We start from the raw sequence: 19,054 nt of genomic DNA on the forward strand, positions 1-19,054 counted from the left end.
GTCACCGATAGAATACCGGCAACACACCTTAATTGCTTAAAATAATATTTTTGTCTAACTTTTCTCTTGCACTTCACAATCAGGCTTTATTTTAATTTACTATTTAGTTGTGATAACGATTAAAATTAAGTTACTTTAACGCACTCTAACCGCCAAAATAACTAACAACAATCAAATGCACGACCTCAACTCCAGACGGAATGGCATCAGAACCCGTTCTGTTTCAACATCTTCACTAGACTTTAACAATTTAGAGCGCTTAAAGCGTTCACTCAGAATTAATAGCAAAACTAAAAAATATTGTCTTCTTCAACGTTAGAATTCAATTCAACCAATTTGCCAGTTTCCAAGTAAACTATCCACTCACAAATATTGGTCACGTAATCGCCAATTCGTTCCAAATAACTACCGACCAACATATAATCCATACTACCAACAATCGTATCGGGATTTTCTTGCATTTGACTGACACACATCTTGTAGATGCGGTTGGAATATTCATCAACATTTTTATCTTCTAAAGCAATTGCCTTGGCCCGTTTCATATCGGCTTTAACATAGGCATCCAGAATTTCTTCGACCATTTGTTTAACTTTAGTCGCCATTTCTGCCAGCGCCTGTTCAATTTCAGGAACGCGCACATTACCCTTAACGCGAATGGTTGATTTAGCAATACTAACGGCATGATCACCCATGCGTTCCAAATCGGAGCTCGCCTTCATTACCGTCACAATCATTCGTAAATCGCCGGTCACTGGCTGTTGGAGCGCAATCATTTCAAACGAGCGCTTCTCAAGATCAACTTCACGCTGATTGATTCGTTCGTCAGCCTCAATCACTTCTTTTGCTAGGGTCTTATCATGATTAATAAAAGCATTAACCGATTTATAAATCGCTTCATTTACCATCATGCCCATTTCCGAAAAGCGGACGTGAAGGTCATTTAATTCGTCTTCAAAATTTCTTCTAAACATTTAATGAACCCACCTCTTTGTTATTGTTGCTAATTTTAACCGAAACGTCCAGAAATATAATCTTCAGTTTCTTTCTTCTGTGGTTGCATGAAAATATCTCGCGTCGGACCGTACTCAATTAATTCACCGGCTAGGAAAAAAGCGGTGCGATCAGAAATACGTGAGGCTTGTTGCATATTTCGCGTGACAATCACAATACTATAATCGTCTTTCAATTTTAGCATGGTCCGCTCAATTTCACTACTGGAAATTGGATCGAGCGCACTAGTTGGTTCATCCATCAGAATTACTTTTGGCTGGGTTGCTAAAACTCGGGCAATGCAGATCCGTTGTTGCTGACCGCCAGATAAACTCATGGCATTATCATGTAACCGATCTTTAACTTCATCCCAAATAGCCGCCGCCTTTAAACTACGCTCAACTGCTTCATCGAGAACATTTTTTCGTTTCTCGCCAGAAATCCGTAGGCCATAGATAACATTATCATAAATAGAGAACGGGAATGGATTCGGTTGCTGAAACAGCATGCCCACTTCTTTCCGCAATTCAACGGCATCCATATTAGGTGCATAAATATCCTGACCGTTCAACTTGACAGTTCCAGTCACAGTGACATCAGGCACCAAATCATTGAGCCGATTAATTGTTTTCAATAAAGTTGACTTACCACAGCCCGAAGGTCCAATCACGGCCGTAATCTCATTACGTCGAAAGTCAATTGTCACCCCGCGTAACGCTTCTTGTTGGCCGTAATATAAATGCAAATCTTGCACAGTAATCATATCTTTTGGTTCTGCCATGACTAACTCCTTACTAACCTAACCAAAGTGACCAGAAACATAATCTTCAGTGGCTTTAATTTTCGGCCGGGTAAAGATTTTACGAGTTTCATCATATTCCAGCGCATCACCTAAGTGGAAGAAGGCCGTGTAATCACTGACCCGCGCTGCTTGCTGCATATTATGAGTCACGATAATAATGGTGTAATTTTCTTTCAATTCTAATAAGGTATCTTCCAAAGTTGCCGTTGAGATGGGGTCCAAAACGCTGGCTGGCTCATCAAGTAAGAGAATATCTGGTTTCATGGCGATTGCGCGAGCGATACAAAGTCGCTGTTGCTGACCACCAGATAGCGCTAACGCACTTTGTTTCAGATCATCTTTGACTTGCTCCCACAAACCGGCCTGTTTTAATGTTGTTTCAACCATCTCATCCAGAACTTGCTTGCGACGCTCACCATGACGCTTAGGCGCAAACGTAATATTATCATAAATTGACTTTGCAAAAGGATTCGGCTGTTGAAAAACCATGCCAATATGTTTCCGCATTTCGTAAACATCAATCTGGTTACTATTAACATCAAGACCACGATACATAATTTGACCAGTTACTTTGGTACCAGAAATATTATCATTCATTCGATTTAAAGAACGAAGATAAGTTGACTTACCTGAACCTGAAGCTCCAATCAACGCCGTAATTTTAAAGCGTTCAAAATCTAACGAGACACCATGAATGGCTTCTTTTTCACCATAAGAAACATGTAAATCTTTGGTTGCCAGCGCAATCTCATGCTGGCCATCATCAAGCGGTTTTAAATAGCGATCTGAGCGATCATATTTTTCCATGCCTAGCCTCGCTCTCTTGCCCCAGTTAAATGGCGATATAATTTATTACCAAAATAACGAGCGGCAAAGTTAAATAATAGCACAAATAAAATTAAAATTGCAGATGCCCCCGCTGAAACAGCACTAGCATCAGGAATGATCCCTTCTGAATTAATTTTCCAGATATGCACTGCTAACGTTTCCGCTGAGCGTAAGGGATTTAAAGGACTGGCAATATAAGTAGGATTCCAGTTAGTAAAATCTAACGGTGGCGAACTTTGCCCGGCCGTATAAATTAGCGCTGCAGCTTCACCGAAAACACGACCGGCACCTAAAATCATCCCAGTCAGAATCCCCGGTAAGGCCGATGGTACAACCACATGAATCACTGTTTCCCAGCGTGACAAGCCCAAAGCATAGCCGGCCTCACGTTGGGTGTAATGAACAGACTGTAAAGAATCTTCAACTTTCCGAGTTAATAAGGGTAAATTAAACACCGTTAAGGCAAGGGCGCCCGAGAGAATTGAGAAACCTAATTTCATATTAATTGAAAATACTAAAAAACCGAACAAACCAACAACAACAGATGGTAAAGAACTCAGAATTTCGATCATGTTCCGAATTAAATCTGTCAGCCAGTTTTTAGGCGCATATTCCGATAAATAAATACCCGCTCCTAAAGATAGTGGTATCGAAATCAACATCGACAAAATCAACAAATACAGTGAGTTAAACAACTGAATGCCAATCCCGCCACCAGCAGCGAAAGAGCTAGAGCGGCCAGTGATGAAATGCCAAGTCACATGTGGCAAGCCTGAAATCAAAATATAGAGTAGCAAGAAGGCCAATACCGCAATAATGAAAACAGAAATCATATAAAGGACGGTTGTAGCAACTTTATCCCATTTACGTGGATTCATTAACGCATCGCCCCCTTCTTAGCAATTTTACGAATAATAATATTGAAAATTAATGGCATGATCAATAGTAGGAGCGCTAACGACCACAAAGCATTATTACTTAAGGAACCCATGACTGAATTGCCCATGCCCATAGTCAGTACAGAAGTTAATGTAGACGCCGGCGAAATCAAATTGCTTGGCAATAGCATCGCGTTACCAATAACCATTTGCACAGCTAATGCTTCACCAAAAGCTCGCGACATACCGAACACAACTGCAGTAATAATTCCTGAAGTCGAGGCCCGTAAAACAACTTTATAAATTGTTTGCCAACGTGTCGCACCTAAAGCCAACGACGCTTCCCGATAATTACGCGGCACACTGTTCAATGCGTCAATAGTCATCGAGGTCACCGTCGGTAAAATCATGACAAACAACACAAAAGTCCCTGACAAAATCCCAAAACCACTACCACCAAAAGTCCGGCGAACAAATGGCACAACTACTGATAAACCAATAAAGCCGTAAACAACCGAAGGAATCCCGACTAATAATTCAATGACTGGTTGTAAAACTTTGCGACCAACTTTAGGCGAAATTTCGGTCATAAAAACTGCTGCACCAATTGCAAACGGTGTCGCCACAATTGCCGCCAAAAAAGTCACGCCAAAAGAACCAACAATCATTGGCAAAGCCCCAACTTGAGGATTACCTTGGGCATCAGTTGTTCCCGGATTCCAAATCGTACCTGTCAGAAACTTCCATAAATTAACTTTATCTGTAAAGAAAGTGGCCAAACCCTTAGAAGCAACGAAGTAGAAAATTGCAACGACCACAGTAATAATAATTAAAATACATAATCCTGTCAGAATTTTACCAAAACGTTCATTTTTGGCAGCGCGAGAACGTTTCAACAAACTAGCACGAATATCATCATTTTTCATGATTAATCTCGACCACCTTTCCTTGTAAGCTCCGTGATACCTGCATGTCTTTAACCGGGATATAACCCATTTTGGCCACCACTTTATCCTGAATACTATCAGATAAAATATAGGCCATAAAACGAGCCGTTAACCCACTTGGCTGACCATTGGTATACATATGCTCATAAGACCAGATCTGCCATTGATTAGTCGTCACATGTTTTGCAGTTGGCGTAATGCCATCAACGTTCACGGTTTTAACTGTTTTATCAACATAAGGAAAGGCCATATAACTAATGGCACCAGGCGTTGTGGCGACGATTTGACGAACCATGCCGGTAGAATCCTGTTCCTGGGCCTGCACGGCACTGCGCCCTTTCATCACCCAACGTTCAAAAGTATCACGAGTCCCACTACCTTGGGCGCGATTGATCACGACAATCTCCTGATCAGGACCACCTAATTGTTGCCAATTAGTAATATCGCCTGAAAATATTTTTGCTAATTGCGTTGTGGTCAAATTCTTAACGGGAATTTTTCGATTAATCACTGGTGTAACGCCAACCACGGCAACTTTATGATCCACCAGCTTACTGGCATCAATGCCAGATTTCTGACTGGCATATAAGTCAGAATTACCGATTTCGACCGAACCAGTTTGAATTTGTGATAAACCAGTCCCAGAGCCCCCACCTTGCACATTAATAAACTCACCAGGATTTTCTTTGGTGAATTCATCGCCAGCCGCTTCTACAAGTGGCTGTAAAGCTGAGGAACCAACAGCAGTAATTGATTGACCAGTTTGCTTGAACGAGCATCCTGCCAGTAATAACGTCGCAATTGGCAAGACGAATAATGTAAACCATTTTTTCTTCAAGTTTTAATCCTCCAAAATAACTAACATAACTAGTATAAATTGGTAATATCACAGTTACACGTGATTCTTGTAAATTGTTTGTAAAGATTAAGCAATATGATTCAGTGGTAGCTTAACAGTAAAGGTTGACCCCACTCCTAGTTGACTTCGGACAGTAATCGAACCACCTAATTGGTCCACTAAATTTGCGACAATTGCCAAGCCTAACCCGGTACCAGTTTGATAATGACTGTGCGCTTGATCAACCCGATAAAAACGTTCAAAAATTCGCGTTTGATCTTCAGTGGTTAAGCCAATCCCAGTATCGCTGACAATCATTGTTGTTTGCGTGGCATCGGTAGCTAAGCGCACATTGATTTTACCGCCAGCTACATTATATCTAACCGCATTAGTAATGAGGTTCTTTAAAATCTCTTCAAGTTTTAATTGATCTGATAAAGTTGGGCCATGATAGTGCTTAGTATCTACCGCAACTGTTAATTGCCGTTGCTTAATTGCTGGCGCGGCTAGTTGCAACTCTTGCTGTAGCAAGTGATCCAAATTAACCGATTGCCAACGAATCGGCATTGCTTGATCGGCACGCGACAATTGTAGAATGTCCTGAATTAAAGCTTCTAGATGTTGTGCTTGCTCAAGAATCGTTGTCAGAAATTCTTGCCGTCGTTGCGGATCATCCTGCGCCCCTGCAAGTAACGTTTCTGCATAACCACTAATCGCGGTTACTGGGGTGCGCAATTCATGACTGGCATTGGCCACAAAGTCTAACTGCATTTGTTCATTCTGTTTAATTTCGGTTAAGTCGAATAACATCACCAACACTTTCATATCGGCTTCATTATGATCAGGACTTCCCACTAAAGTAATGACATCAGCTTCAACAAAGCGGCCTTCATCACCAACTAGTTGAATATCCCGACGTTGATGACGTTTAACTTGAGGTTGACGTAAAGCGTGCTCGATCATTCGGCTCAGGGCATAAGTCTTAACATAATCAACATAAGTATCGTCTAAACCTGGTTTTGCTGCTATGGGCACATCCAAAATTGTTCCTAAGGCGCGATTGACCATTTCAACTTGCCCAGCTTGATTCAATAACATAACGCCTAAGGGTAAATTATTGATCAACGAACGCAAGCCTTGTTCATGTAACTGCGCATCAGCTAATTCCGTCGTTACAAAATGATGTAAATCTTTTAACCGATTTTCCAACTCAAAAAATGGATCATCCGGTGTTAGCAAAATTGGTTCTGCCTCTGCTTGTGCGCCAGTTGCTTGAACATTAGCAGCCATTAGCGCAAGTTTTTGGCGCTGATCTTTGGCCTTGAGAAACGCTAGCCAAATAAATAACGCTACTAGCAGCCAATAAAGAAAACTAAAACTCCACCAAATCAGCGCATAATTTTGGCTGACGCGCCGTAGTGGTTGCAACAGAACTGCTTGACTCTTTTTAGAAATCGGCGCACTCACTAAATAAAGTAAATAATCTTTATTTTGATACTGTACCTTAGTAAACGGCGCCCCACTGTTAACCAGATTATGATCGGCAACATTGCGCGCTATTTTGGCTAACTCACTATTACCATTGGCAGGCAAAGCCACGACTTGCGCTGAGAAATCGCGCTGCCAACTAGCTGTTTGTTTTTTAACTGTTTTGGTTGTTAAGGCAGTCCGATATTCACTGCCAAGACCAACTAATTGTTGTCGCTGCTCACTACGAACAAAATGATTGCTCATTCCCCAGATTAAGGCGTAAAAAATAATTGCCCCCAGCATAAAAATCACTGTTTTCGTCTTAGGCCTGTTTCTCATAACTACTAACCTCCAAACGATACCCAAATCCACGCGCCGTCAGAAGAAACTGTGGGTGCTTAGGATCGGGTTCGATTTTGTCACGTAAATGACTTACCTGCATATCAACCATGCGACTCATGATGGGTTCATGGGATTGCCATACTTCTAAAATAATTTGCTGTCGTGAAATAACTTTCTGCCGATTTTGCACTAAAAAAGTTAATAACTCAAATTCCTTACGAGTTAATGGCAATTCACGTTTTCCCTGACGCAAGAATGTTTCGTTCATTTGCCAAGTAATTGGTCCAAAAGTGACCTGGACATTTTTAGCTAAAGTGGGTGGTTCTTGAACACGTCGCCGAATCGCCTTGATCCGCGCCACCAATTCCCGAGGACTAAAAGGCTTCGTCATATAATCATCAGCACCTAATTCCAAGCCAATGATTTTATCAGCTTCTTCATGGCGCGCCGTCAACATAATAATCGGGGTCATAATTTCCCGCAATCGCAAATACTTCGTTACCTCAACACCACTACGTTTAGGCAACATTAAATCTAGCACAATACAAGCAAATGTTTCATTTTCGGCTAATTGACAAGCTGTCACACCATTATCCGCAGTAGTAACAGCAAACCCAGCTGTTTCCAAATTATATTGAATTAAATCACGAATCGCTGCCTCATCATCAACGACCAGAATTTTTTCCATGAGTAAACTCCTAAAATAGCGTGTGAGGGGTGCCGGTCTTTTAGCATAAGGTAATTTCAAATAATTGATTGCGCGGCATCGGCCGATCGAGCAATTATTAAATTAGCCATAGCCATTGGGCAACCCGAATACGTTTTGAATAAATCAACTAACATCAAGTAAATCATTATCTTTTGATCTGAAAAAATAACTAAAAATAAGCTATAAACAATTTAAGTATATCATTTTAAAGGAACAGAGTGTGAGTAACACTAAGCGAACTGTATTTTGAGCTTGTTACTTAACAAGTGTTGGGCTGTAGCTGTGACACCAAGAAGTTTTGGTTGATTTAACAGGTTAAAAAGTTATGATCGCTATTAACTGGGTACATGCTGGTATTGCGCCAGACAGCAAAAAATTCTCACCACAAAAAAATACCTGTCACGACTGATTAAAGTGATGACAGATATTTATTAAATTGCAACTAATGCTTAAATTAAACTTTCAGGAAGCGCCGCATTGAAATTGCTGCCCCAAAGGCACCAATTAACATCGCCACTAGTAACAAGGTCAAGTTTAATGGCCAGACTAGTTGGCTAGTCGTCATTAAGCTATATCCCGAAGTGGCTAATTGACGTCCAACTGCGCGGTAAACACTTGCATAACCGAAATCAATGATGATTAGCGGAACGATGGCACCTAATAAGCCAGTCCAAGCACCTTCCAAAATAAATGGCCAGCGAATGTACCAACGAGTAGCTCCAACTAAGCGCATAATTTCAATTTCATTTCGCCGCGATAAAATTGTAATTCGAATTGTGTTAGCAATCAAGAAAATCGCCACAATCAACAAGAGGACGGAGAAAGCAACGCCCCAGTTTCGGACACTATCCATTGTTCGGAACAATTTACGAGCTTGATCACCACCATAGCTTGCTTTAGCAACATGTTTGATTTTTGCAGCTTTTTTAGCAATTTTCACGGTAGCCTTAGGATCATTGGCTTTTACAGTGAAGACGTCATTTAAGGGATTATCATCGCCGCTAAACATCTTGAAGGAATTACCATATTGACTAACAACTTTCTTCAGTTCGTTAGCTTTTGATGAATAACTAACAGTTTTTACACCAGTGATTTCTTTTAATTCACTTTTTAAAGTATCTTTTTGTTTAGCAGTCGTTTTAGGTTCAACTAAAACTTGTACACGAACATCATTCTCAACATCTCGTGATAACTTAGTCACGTTGAAAACTAAGGCCAAAGAAATTCCGACTAGCAAAATGGTAACTGCTACACCACTAATTGCCGCAAAAGCCATCCAGCCATTCCGTTTTAAACTGCGGAGACTATCGCGCAGATGTCTTTTTATCGTTGTCCACTTCATGTGTGTATTGTCCTCCTTGTTCGTCTCGAACGATCTGGCCATCAGCTATTTCAATGACCCGATGTGGTAATTCGTCAACGATTTGTTGATTGTGGGTCGCCATAATAATAGTGGTGCCACTGTCGTTGATTCGTTGTAAGATTTCCATAATACCTTCGGTTGTTTGTGGATCCAGATTACCCGTTGGTTCGTCAGCAATCAAAACTTTGGGCCGGTTAACAATCGCTCGAGCAATTGCCACTCGTTGTTGCTGACCACCAGATAATTCATCTGGGAAATGAGTTGCTTGTTCCGCTAAGCCAACTTCTTCAAGTACTTGTTGCACTGCCGACTCAATTTCAGTATCGCTTTTACCAATAACTTGTAAAGCATAACCGATATTCTCAGCAACAGTCATCTTAGGTAGTAATTTGAAATCTTGGAAAACAACGCCTAAAGTTCGCCGTAATTGGGGAACCTGACGTTCTTTCATTTGTCGTAAATCAAAATTATTGATTTGAATAAATCCCTTAGTTGGGATCAATTCTCGATATAACAATTTAATTAACGTTGATTTACCAGCACCACTTTGCCCAACTAAATAGACAAATTCGCCTTGTTCAACTGTTAATGTAACATTTTTTAAAGCTGAGACACCGTTATCGTATTGTTTCTCAACATTTAAAAGCTTTAACATTTTGTCACCTCAATAGACTTTATTCCGGATTCTTCTGTTGTAGTTGCCATTGCAAATAACGATACATAAACTCGTCAAGATCACCATCAAGTACGGCTTGACCATTACCAGTTTCGTAATTAGTGCGGTGATCTTTAACCATCGTATAGGGATGAAAAACATATGATCTGATCTGTGAACCCCAACCAATTTCTAATTGCTCGCCTTTAATTGCAGCGTCGCGCTCCCGCTGCTCTTCCTGCTGACGTTGATAAAGTTTCGCCTCTAACATTGCCATTGCCGTTTCCCGGTTTTGTAATTGTGACCGTTGGGCCTGAGAACTGACAACAATCCCAGTAGGCAAATGGGTAATTCGGACTGCTGATGATGTCTTGTTAATATGCTGACCACCAGCCCCACTTGACCGAAAAACATCCACTCGCAAATCATCGGGATTGATTTCAATATCAATTTCATGGTTTAGCTCCGGCATGATTTCTACCGAGGCAAAGGATGTATGCCGACGTCCAGCTGCATCAAACGGAGAAATTCGAACTAGCCGATGGACCCCATTCTCTGAACGTAGTAAACCATACGCATTATGACCTTCAATTAATAGCGTCACACTTTTAATACCAGCTTCATCACCAGGTTGGTAATCAGCTACTTCAACTTTAAATTGGTGGCTAGCTGCCCAACGCTGATACATTCGCAGCAGCATAGCGCCCCAATCTTGAGATTCAGTGCCACCAGCACCAGGATGAATTTCTAGAATTGCATTATGATTATCATATGGTTCAGCCAAAAGCAAATTCAACTCGTATTGATGAAGTTCAGTTTGTAAATTGGTCAAATCACTCGTTACTTCGGTTTGCAGATCAGAATCAGGTTCTTCCTGCAATAGTTCTAGACTAACAGAAATATTGTCCGCTAATGTAACTAAATGATTAAAATTGTCGTACTTTTCCTTTAAGGAATTATTTTCGTCAATTACTTTTTGGGCGTGTTCGTTATTTTGCCAGAAATCGGGTAAACTCATTTCGTGCTCGTTAAGTGCAATTGCTTCATTTAACCGATCTAAGTCAAAGCGACCCCCTAAATTGCTTTATTTTTGCTTGGGCCGTGCTCAATGAATGACGCATTTCCGCCATTTCCATGTGAATCATCCTTTCAATTAACTTGAGTTCTAATCAATTCGGTAAAAAAGGTGCTGCCAAACGAATTCATTTGGTTAAGCACCCTCTTTTATCTTTACAATTATCTTATCCGGCTTTAACGGCGAATGTTTTGACGAATCTCGGCCTTCATGAACAAGCGAGTTGCATCATAATCAATATCGGAAATCATTTCTTCAAACATCCGATAGCCTTCTTCTTGATATTCGACCAATGGATTCATTTGCCCGTAACCACGTAATCCAATTGACTGACGCAATTGATCCATTTCATCAATCTGTTGGGTCCAATGATCATCAACCACACGTAAAATAACGACTTTTTCAAATTCCAGCATTTGACTTGGGTCAACCAATTTTGTTTTCTTATCTTGATAATTTTTTTCAATCAAATCATCAAAATAAGCTTTTAATTGGTCAGCAGTCTTATTCTGTAAATCTTCAAGCTTTAACTTATCTTCGCTGATCAATGACGCAATCGCATAATCATACAAGGCTTGTAAATTCCATTCGGTTTGCGCACCTTGTGTATGCACGTCAACTTGATGAGCCACTGTCCGCTTCATCATTGGCATCAAAACATATTCCAAGCTATCCGTTGCCGAAATAACTTCCATGCGTTGTGCATAAATCACTTCACGTTGTTGCCGCATAACATCATCATACTGCAATGTATTCTTACGCGTATCGTAGTTATTACCTTCAACCCGCTTTTGGGCTGATTCAACTTGACGGGTAATCATCCGTGACTGAATCACTTGATCATCTTCAGCTACATTTAAGCGATCTAAGAACGCCTTGATTCGTTCAGAACCGAAACGCTTCATCAAATCATCCTGTAAAGAAAGATAGAATTGGGTTTCGCCCGGATCACCTTGACGACCAGAACGGCCACGCAACTGATTATCGATCCGTCGTGACTCATGGCGTTCGGTCCCAATCACACAAAGACCACCAACCTCAACGACACCAGGTCCTAATTTAATATCAGTCCCACGACCAGCCATGTTGGTGGCAATTGTAACAGCACCACGTTGGCCGGCATTCATAATGATTTCAGCTTCTTTTTGGTGATTTTTCGCATTCAACACTGCATGCGCAATCCCCTCTTGATCAAGTAAATGTGAGAGCAATTCGGAGGACTCAACAGCAACCGTCCCAATCAACATTGGCTGACCTTTGGCGTGACGTTCTTTAATGTCCGCCACAACTGCTCGGAATTTACTATCCAAACTTGGGTAAAGTAAATCAGCATGATCCACCCGAATAACTGGACGGTTAGTCGGAATGGCAATGACATCCATGTTATAAATCTCGCGGAATTCTTCCTCTTCAGTCTTGGCAGTACCAGTCATCCCGGCAAGTTTGTTATACATCCGGAAATAGTTCTGATACGTGATGTTAGCCATAGTCTGAGATTCATCTTCGATTTTAACATTTTCTTTTGCTTCGATTGCCTGATGAAGACCATCTGAATAACGACGCCCATCCATCACTCGACCAGTGAACTGATCAACAATCATGACTTTGCTATCCTGAACCACATAATCAACATCGCGTAACATCACAAAGTTTGCGCGCAAGGCTTGATCCAAATGATGGTTTAAAACAGTGTTATCAATATCATAAAGATTCTTAGTCCCGAAGTAAGCTTCACCTTTTTTGATGCCTTGCTCGGTTAATGAAATTGATTTGGTCTGCCAATCAATTTTGTAATCATCGTCTTCTTTTAATGTTTTGGCAAAACGGTCGGTCCGAACATACATTGCTGTCGAACGTTTAGCTTGTCCAGAAATAATTAACGGTGTTCGTGCCTCATCAATCAAAATCGAGTCTACTTCATCCACAATCGCGTAGTTTAATGGTCGTTGAACCATTTGTTCTTTATAAACCACCATGTTATCGCGTAAGTAGTCGAATCCTAACTCACTATTCGTTGAATAAGTAATATCACAATTGTAAGCTTCACGCTTCTGGTCAGTATCCATACTGTTCAAATTCAAGCCAACAGTTAAACCGAGCCACTTGTAAAGTTCACCCATTTCTTCAGCGTCACGACTAGATAAATATTCGTTGACTGTAACAACGTGCACGCCTTCGCCAGTCAAAGCATTTAGATAAACTGGCATTGTCGCTGTCAGTGTCTTACCTTCACCAGTCTTCATTTCAGCGATATTACCTTCGTGCAACGTAATTGCGCCAATGATTTGAACTCTAAATGGATAAAGTCCTAATACTCGACGCGCACCTTCACGAACAGTCGCATAGGCTTCCGGTAAAACTTGGTCCAAAGTTTTACCATTAGCCAATTCATCTTTAAATTTTGCAGTTTTAGCTTGTAATTCCTCATCAGAAAGTTCCGCGAATTTGTCAGCATAACTTTCTACTTTATCGGCGATTTTACCCATCCGATTAACTTCGCGTTTGTCACTTTCAATCCAGGTTTTTAAAATGTTTGCCATAAATCAAAATTCCTCTCCTGTCAATTAAATTCAGTTTGTCATTTGACAGTATTCAATCTATTTTATCATTAAATATACAGACTGTGAATGGATAGCTGAAAATTAAGCCTAATTTGTCAATAAATAAACAAAAAGCTTATTCTGATTGATATCCACTGCTAGCAAGTTCACAGTTAATGGTCCTTAGTATCCATTATACCAAATTAATGCAAAAAAAACGCCACCTATTATGAGTGCCGTTGCACCAAGGTGACGTTCTTAATCACATCATTTATTTATTCATCAGTTTCGATCAAACCATAGCGGCCATCGCGGCGCCGATAAACAATACTAGTACCATTTGTTTCAGCATCCTCAAAAATAAAGAAGTTATGGCCAAGCATATCCATTTGTAACACTGCTTCTTCGGAATCCATTGGCTTTAAGGCCAAACGCTTAGTCCGGACAACCTTCATATCGTCTTTCTTAGGTGCTTTCTCAGGAGCATCGATGGCACCATTTGCTGGACCAGTTAATTCGAAGTCCTTAATGCCCTTCTCACGACTCTTACGGTTGATCTTAGTCTTATACTTACGAATCTGACGCTCCAGCTTATCAGTCACCAAGTCAACACTGGCATACATGTCAGGTGAAGTCTCTTCGGCACGTAAAACTAAGTATGGTAAAGGAATCGTTACTTCAACTTTAGCACTCTTGTCGGAATAAACTTTCAAGTTAACATGGGCAATTGAGTTTGAAGTCTCTTCAAAATACTTATCCAGTTTACTCAGCCGCTTTTCTACATAGCTGCGGATTGCCTCGGTAACTTCGATATTTTCTCCACGAACATTGAACGATAACATAGTCGTTCGCTCCTTTCAAGTTGCTATCAGTAGCCAATTTACTTTTGGCTCACCCTTATTATATCGAAGCGCTTACTAATTAACAAATATAAACCCACGAAAAAATCAGCGCGCTAAGGTTAAACTAGTCATTTTGCCACGATATCCAGCTTGACGTAACGCAGCTAAACCGTGGTATAACGTGGTTCCCGTTGTATAAATATCATCAAGTAATAAGATTTGTTTAATTCCATTTTTTGGGGTGGCGGGTGTCTCACAATAAAAATACTGAGGACTGATCAAACGCTGATGCCGGGTTAGCTGTGCCTGATGGTCAGCATGATCGTGACAAGCCAATAAACACGTTAGCGGCAAAATATCACTGTACAAGCCTAGAACCGGATCAAACTGGCGCTCTTCAAAATGATTGGGACTCGTTGGAATCGGCACAAATAACGTTGTTGCCTGATATTGCTGAACAACACGCCGCAAACTGCCGGCAAAAGCTAAGCGTAACCGATAATCACCGCGACCTTTATATTGCTGAAAATAATCATGCATCGCAGTGTTATAACGAAATAGCGCTTGATTGGTAAGTAACTCAGTCGAAGATTGCTGTCGGCGCAAACAATCACGGCAAAGATGAGTTTGATTTAAATGGCGGCCACAAATTTGACAGCAAGCTGGTCTAATAATCTCCTGAAATTCATCACGACAAGTTCGACATAACAAATCTTGATAGAAATATCGATTAAAACAGAGTTCGTGTAACGAATACTGACTAACGATTGTCTGCTGACACAGTAAACAGGCCGTCATGACTTTGTTGTTGGTACTTGATTTAAATGATTAATTTGTCGACAAGCTTGCTGAATTGCCCAGGTATAATATTGACAACAGAAATAAACATGACCCCGTGAACCACTAAAAGCGCGGTCAGCGCGGCCAGCAATTTGAACCAAATTACTGGTACTAAATTGCCGATGATCTGCTGCGAGAATAACCACGTCAATGTGGTTAAAAGTTACCCCACGTTCCAGAATTGTTGTCGTAAACAGTACCTTGCCCTGGCCAGCCCGAAAAGCGGCCACCTTTGCCAACCGCTGGGGATCATTCGCATGAACCGTTGCAACAGGTACCCTTGGAAAAGCGGCCTGCCAAGCGTCCTGATATCGTGGTAACTGGGCCGCTTGCGGAACAAAGACCAACCAACGCCGCTGCTGGTCAAATAAATAACGAAAAAGTCGTTGAACTTTCGGTGCAAAAATAGTTTTTTTGAAAATAGTTGTAATTAAAATTTCTGGTACTGGCAAATTACGCCCATGAAAACGCTGCGGCAAATAATGCAAGGGTAACTGACCTCGTTGACTCAGGCGTTGCAAATCAGATGGCGGCGTCGCACTCAAAAAGAGCCGCTGGCCATTTGGCTTTAACGCTTGCCGCACTGCGTTGGCCAACATTTGGTTGCCAGCAAAAGGAAATGAGTCCACTTCGTCAATAATCAATAAATCAAACGCCTGTTTAAATCTAAGTAATTGATGTGTTGTTGCCACCACTAACTGGGCCAAATAATAGGTTTGATGCTGTTGGCCATGCAACAGAATCAAGCTCGTTTTAGCAAAAGCTTGTTGTAACCGCGGATACAATTCGTTACAAACATCTAGTCGCGGCGCAACAACGGCGACACGCTGGCCACGTTGTAAAGCAGCAGCAATAATTGGAAAAATCATTTCGGTTTTGCCGGCGCCTGTGACTGCCCATAACAACTGATCTGACACAGAATCATTCTGAAACTGTGCTAAAATAGCCTTAGCGACTTGAGCTTGTTGTTGCGTTAACTGACCAGACCACGTTAAGGGATTGTTCTTAGCAAACGCTTGATCAATTGGTAAGCTAACTAATTGATCTCGTTGACTGATCCGCCCCAAACCTAAACAAGCAGTACAGTATAATGCACCAGTGGCTAATTTTTGCGTTGCAGGAACTTCAGTAAAACAGCGTTGACAAAACCATTGACCAGTCGCCACTTGTTCAATGCCCTTCACTACCACTAATTCCGGCCACCAACTTTGATAATCAGTTTTCTGAAGAAACGCCTGTAACTCATTTGGCAATTCTTGGAATAATAATTGCCGACCTAGCAGCAGTTGCCACCAACTTTGACATAGCAATACTTCCGGTAAATTCATTAGCCTGACCACCCTTAATTATCGGTTACTATATAATACGCAAAGGATGTGTTAATCATCGAAAGTTATCGAACAATTGCCAATAACAATCAGGCCGAATTAATCATCAAAAAATCCCAATTTATTGGTCAGATTTTCCGCGTCACTACTGAGGCCGAAGTCCAAGCTTTCTTAACTGAAACTCGGCGAACCCACCATAAAGCCAATCACAACTGCTTTGCCTACCAATTAGGATTACACAACGAAACTCAACGAAGTAGTGATGATGGTGAACCTTCAGGAACGGCTGGCGCGCCAATATTAAATGTCTTGCAGCAAGAACAACTCTGTAATGTTCTTTGTATTGTTACTCGTTATTTTGGTGGTATTAAGTTAGGTGCTGGCGGGTTAATTCGTGCTTACGGTCAAGCAACTACCGCTGCCGTTAATGCTGCCGAACGTGTCATTGCCATTCCCCAAGTTAATTATCAATTAACCATCGACTACGATCAATTTGATATTCTCAATCATTATTTACGCGAACAGAAAATTAGTAATGATCCACCAGAATACGCAGCTCAAATCACCATTGGTATTTGGCTAGATCTGACGACTGCCCTTGATCAAATCACAAGCCTAAAAAATCTCCTCAATGGCCGTGTCAAAATAACAGAACGAGGGCAAGCATTCCACGAAGTGCCCTTAGTCGATTAGTGTCAATTTACTGATTTATTTGCTGCCAATCATTTAAAACCTGTTGTAAATTATCTGCAGTCGTTGGTGCAGTCAGTCGCCGATCACTGCTCGTTAGCTGATCGGCCACCAACCACCAGGATTTTAATTGCGCCTCCGTAAATGGCCTCGCTTTTAATAAATTACGTTGCCAAGTTTGTGCAAATGGTAAATCCAAATAATAAACTAAACTTGGTTGCTCAAATTGTTGACTGGCCCGAAGCAACATCGCCCCATAAACGTCACGCCGCAAAATTCCTTCTAAAATAGCCAACTGATAGTGACGAGCGCCAAAGTCTAATAAATCTTCTATTAGTGCAACAGCTGGTGTACCCGGATGATCATTTGCCTGCAATAATTCACGTCTAATCCAGTCCTGATGTAACACAAAACATTGGTCGGTGCCAAAATGAGCTTGTAATTGCGTCGCCAATGTTGTTTTGCCACTGGCCGAATTTCCTCTTAACAAAATTAATTTTGCCATCGTATCCCCCGCGTTAAGCTAACTTTATAGAGCGTGTGACAAAAGGCCGTCAGCCCGCGAGCATTAACGTAAAATACCGATTAATTCTGATGAATTAATCGGTATTTTGGCGTTAAGCGGAGCCGGTTGCCCTTTAAGAACACGTTTCAGCAACCAAAGATCGGCCTTATTTTATTTAACTGACTGATGTCCCAGTATGTTTTACTAACTGCTATCCTTGAACTAAGTTATTCTTCATGGTCACCAGGATGACGTTCCATTTTATGAACGACTCGTTGAATCAAATGTAGTAACGGTTGTCGATCTTCACCAACTAAGCCAATCGACTCCACGAATAACTCCAAACCAAACAAAACACCAATTGTTAACAAAATACCACCAATCAAAGTTGATAAGGGATAGATCAAAGCAATAAATGCAAAGATTAGCGCCAACCCATAAATAACCAAAACTGTTTGCCGATGTGACAAGCCTAATTGCATCAAGCGATGATGTAAATGATGTTTATCAGCCTCTGAAATTGGCCGTTTATTCAAAATACGCCGCAACATTGCGTAAACTGTATCCGTAATAGGCACACCCAAAATAATGACCGGAATAATCAAAGAGATAAAGGTCACGTTCTTCAATCCCTTAAGCGACAATACGGCAATCATAAAACCAATGAATAGTGCACCAGTATCACCAAGAAAGATTTTAGCGGGATGAAAATTATGTGGTAGAAAGCCAATCAATGCAGCAACTAATGTGAAAATTAAAATGGACACATAAGTATTCGCTACAGCCAAGAAGAAGTAAGCCATTACGCCCATTGTAAACAGGGCGATAATCGACACTCCAGTGGCAAGCCCGTCCAGTCCATCAATTAAATTGACCGCATTAGTAATCGCCATGATCCAGAACAAAGTAATCGGCAAACTCAGCCAACCTAATTGGAAAGTGCCAAGTCCAGGTAACGAAACAATGTTCATCCGGATGCCAGCGAGAAAATAAATGACTAAACCGGCAATAATGATGCCCAACATTTTCATTTTAGGCGATAATTCTCGAATATCATCAATCATCCCAGTTAGAATAATGATACATTCGCCTAAAGTAATGCCAAACAACTCATGACTGGGAAATTGATCGCGCAACAGAATAAAAACTGAGAAGTTAAACGCGATAAAAATCGCTAAGCCACCCATCGTTGGCATCGGTTTTTTATTAACACGTCGTGCATTAGGATTATCAACAGCGCCTAAAACAAAGGCCAACTTACGAACAAATGGGGTAATTAATGCGGCGATAATCATCGTTAAAAATAACTTGACAATAATGCTAAACATAAATAAACTCGCTTTCTCAGTCAAAACTGTCATTTTACCGCCCAATTGCGGACAAATGTTTTTTTGTTAGGACTATGTATA

Annotated in this window: 18 protein-coding genes; 1 reads left to right on the forward strand and 17 read right to left on the reverse strand. The window is 41.0% G+C overall.

The annotated features are described in order from the left end of the window. Positions 1-290: 290 nt before the first annotated feature. The 15 genes from phoU to EKM81_RS02825 form a co-directional block, all read right to left on the reverse strand. Positions 291-974: a phosphate signaling complex protein PhoU gene (gene phoU, locus EKM81_RS02755; protein ID WP_125648101.1), complete on the reverse strand. Its 684-nt coding sequence runs from the start codon at positions 972-974 to the stop codon at positions 291-293. A gap of 35 nt (positions 975-1,009) precedes the next feature. Further along, complete coding sequence (pstB, locus tag EKM81_RS02760) at positions 1,010-1,774, reverse strand: phosphate ABC transporter ATP-binding protein PstB (RefSeq protein WP_125648104.1); 765 nt, start codon at positions 1,772-1,774, stop codon at positions 1,010-1,012. Between the two features lie 18 nt (positions 1,775-1,792). Further along, positions 1,793-2,602 carry a phosphate ABC transporter ATP-binding protein PstB gene (pstB, locus tag EKM81_RS02765; protein ID WP_125648107.1) on the reverse strand — a complete coding sequence of 270 codons (810 nt, stop codon included), beginning with the start codon at positions 2,600-2,602 and terminating at the stop codon, positions 1,793-1,795. A 2-nt stretch (positions 2,603-2,604) separates the two neighbouring features. Next, complete coding sequence (gene pstA, locus EKM81_RS02770) at positions 2,605-3,501, reverse strand: phosphate ABC transporter permease PstA (protein WP_125648110.1); 897 nt, start codon at positions 3,499-3,501, stop codon at positions 2,605-2,607. After that, positions 3,501-4,427, reverse strand: a complete 927-nt coding sequence (gene pstC / locus EKM81_RS02775) for a phosphate ABC transporter permease subunit PstC (protein WP_125648112.1) — start codon at positions 4,425-4,427, stop codon at positions 3,501-3,503. The genes pstA and pstC overlap by 1 nt, the downstream gene beginning before the upstream one ends. Next, entirely contained in the window at positions 4,417-5,286 is an 870-nt protein-coding gene (locus EKM81_RS02780) for a phosphate ABC transporter substrate-binding protein PstS family protein (protein WP_125648115.1), read from the reverse strand. Before EKM81_RS02780 ends, pstC begins: the two co-directional genes overlap by 11 nt. Positions 5,287-5,373: 87 nt before the next feature. Beyond that, positions 5,374-7,095 carry a sensor histidine kinase gene (locus tag EKM81_RS02785; protein WP_125648119.1) on the reverse strand — a complete coding sequence of 574 codons (1,722 nt, stop codon included), beginning with the start codon at positions 7,093-7,095 and terminating at the stop codon, positions 5,374-5,376. After that, on the reverse strand, positions 7,079-7,786 hold the full coding sequence (locus EKM81_RS02790; protein ID WP_125648122.1) for a response regulator transcription factor: 708 nt from the start codon (positions 7,784-7,786) through the stop codon (positions 7,079-7,081). The genes EKM81_RS02785 and EKM81_RS02790 overlap by 17 nt, the downstream gene beginning before the upstream one ends. Before the next feature lie 475 nt (positions 7,787-8,261). After that, positions 8,262-9,149 (reverse strand): permease-like cell division protein FtsX, encoded by an 888-nt coding sequence (gene ftsX / locus EKM81_RS02795; RefSeq protein WP_125648125.1) that lies wholly within the window; start codon positions 9,147-9,149, stop codon positions 8,262-8,264. Beyond that, entirely contained in the window at positions 9,112-9,825 is a 714-nt protein-coding gene (gene ftsE, locus EKM81_RS02800) for a cell division ATP-binding protein FtsE (protein WP_125648127.1), read from the reverse strand. Before ftsE ends, ftsX begins: the two co-directional genes overlap by 38 nt. Before the next feature lie 19 nt (positions 9,826-9,844). Beyond that, a protein-coding gene (gene prfB / locus EKM81_RS02805) for a peptide chain release factor 2 (RefSeq protein WP_164509188.1) occupies positions 9,845-10,961 on the reverse strand; the annotation gives its coding sequence in 2 pieces (ribosomal slippage) (positions 9,845-10,888 and positions 10,890-10,961; 1,116 coding nt in all). A gap of 115 nt (positions 10,962-11,076) precedes the next feature. After that, positions 11,077-13,440, reverse strand: coding sequence for a preprotein translocase subunit SecA (secA, locus tag EKM81_RS02810; RefSeq protein ID WP_125648132.1), 2,364 nt, complete (start codon positions 13,438-13,440; stop codon positions 11,077-11,079). A gap of 275 nt (positions 13,441-13,715) precedes the next feature. Further along, complete coding sequence (hpf, locus tag EKM81_RS02815) at positions 13,716-14,282, reverse strand: ribosome hibernation-promoting factor, HPF/YfiA family (RefSeq protein WP_125648134.1); 567 nt, start codon at positions 14,280-14,282, stop codon at positions 13,716-13,718. Positions 14,283-14,387: 105 nt separating this feature from the next. Continuing rightward, positions 14,388-14,888, reverse strand: coding sequence for a ComF family protein (locus EKM81_RS02820; protein ID WP_125648137.1), 501 nt, complete (start codon positions 14,886-14,888; stop codon positions 14,388-14,390). 188 nt (positions 14,889-15,076) lie between these two features. Next, the gene (locus EKM81_RS02825) at positions 15,077-16,450 is read right to left on the reverse strand and encodes a DEAD/DEAH box helicase (RefSeq protein WP_125648140.1); all 1,374 of its coding nucleotides are present in this window, start codon (positions 16,448-16,450) and stop codon (positions 15,077-15,079) included. A gap of 48 nt (positions 16,451-16,498) precedes the next feature. Here EKM81_RS02825 and EKM81_RS02830 point away from each other — a divergent pair, with 48 nt between their 5' ends. Beyond that, complete coding sequence (locus EKM81_RS02830; protein WP_225420155.1) at positions 16,499-17,143, forward strand: YigZ family protein; 645 nt, start codon at positions 16,499-16,501, stop codon at positions 17,141-17,143. Positions 17,144-17,150: 7 nt separating this feature from the next. Here the strand turns inward: EKM81_RS02830 and EKM81_RS02835 are convergent, their stop codons facing one another. Both EKM81_RS02835 and EKM81_RS02840 read right to left on the reverse strand, forming a co-directional pair. After that, positions 17,151-17,645 carry an AAA family ATPase gene (locus tag EKM81_RS02835; protein WP_125648143.1) on the reverse strand — a complete coding sequence of 165 codons (495 nt, stop codon included), beginning with the start codon at positions 17,643-17,645 and terminating at the stop codon, positions 17,151-17,153. Positions 17,646-17,872: 227 nt separating this feature from the next. Next, positions 17,873-18,973: a glycosyltransferase family 4 protein gene (locus EKM81_RS02840; RefSeq protein ID WP_125648145.1), complete on the reverse strand. Its 1,101-nt coding sequence runs from the start codon at positions 18,971-18,973 to the stop codon at positions 17,873-17,875. Positions 18,974-19,054: the final 81 nt, after the last annotated feature.

The organism is Lapidilactobacillus gannanensis, assembly GCF_003946675.1.
In the GTDB taxonomy this organism is placed as follows: domain Bacteria; phylum Bacillota; class Bacilli; order Lactobacillales; family Lactobacillaceae; genus Lapidilactobacillus; species Lapidilactobacillus gannanensis.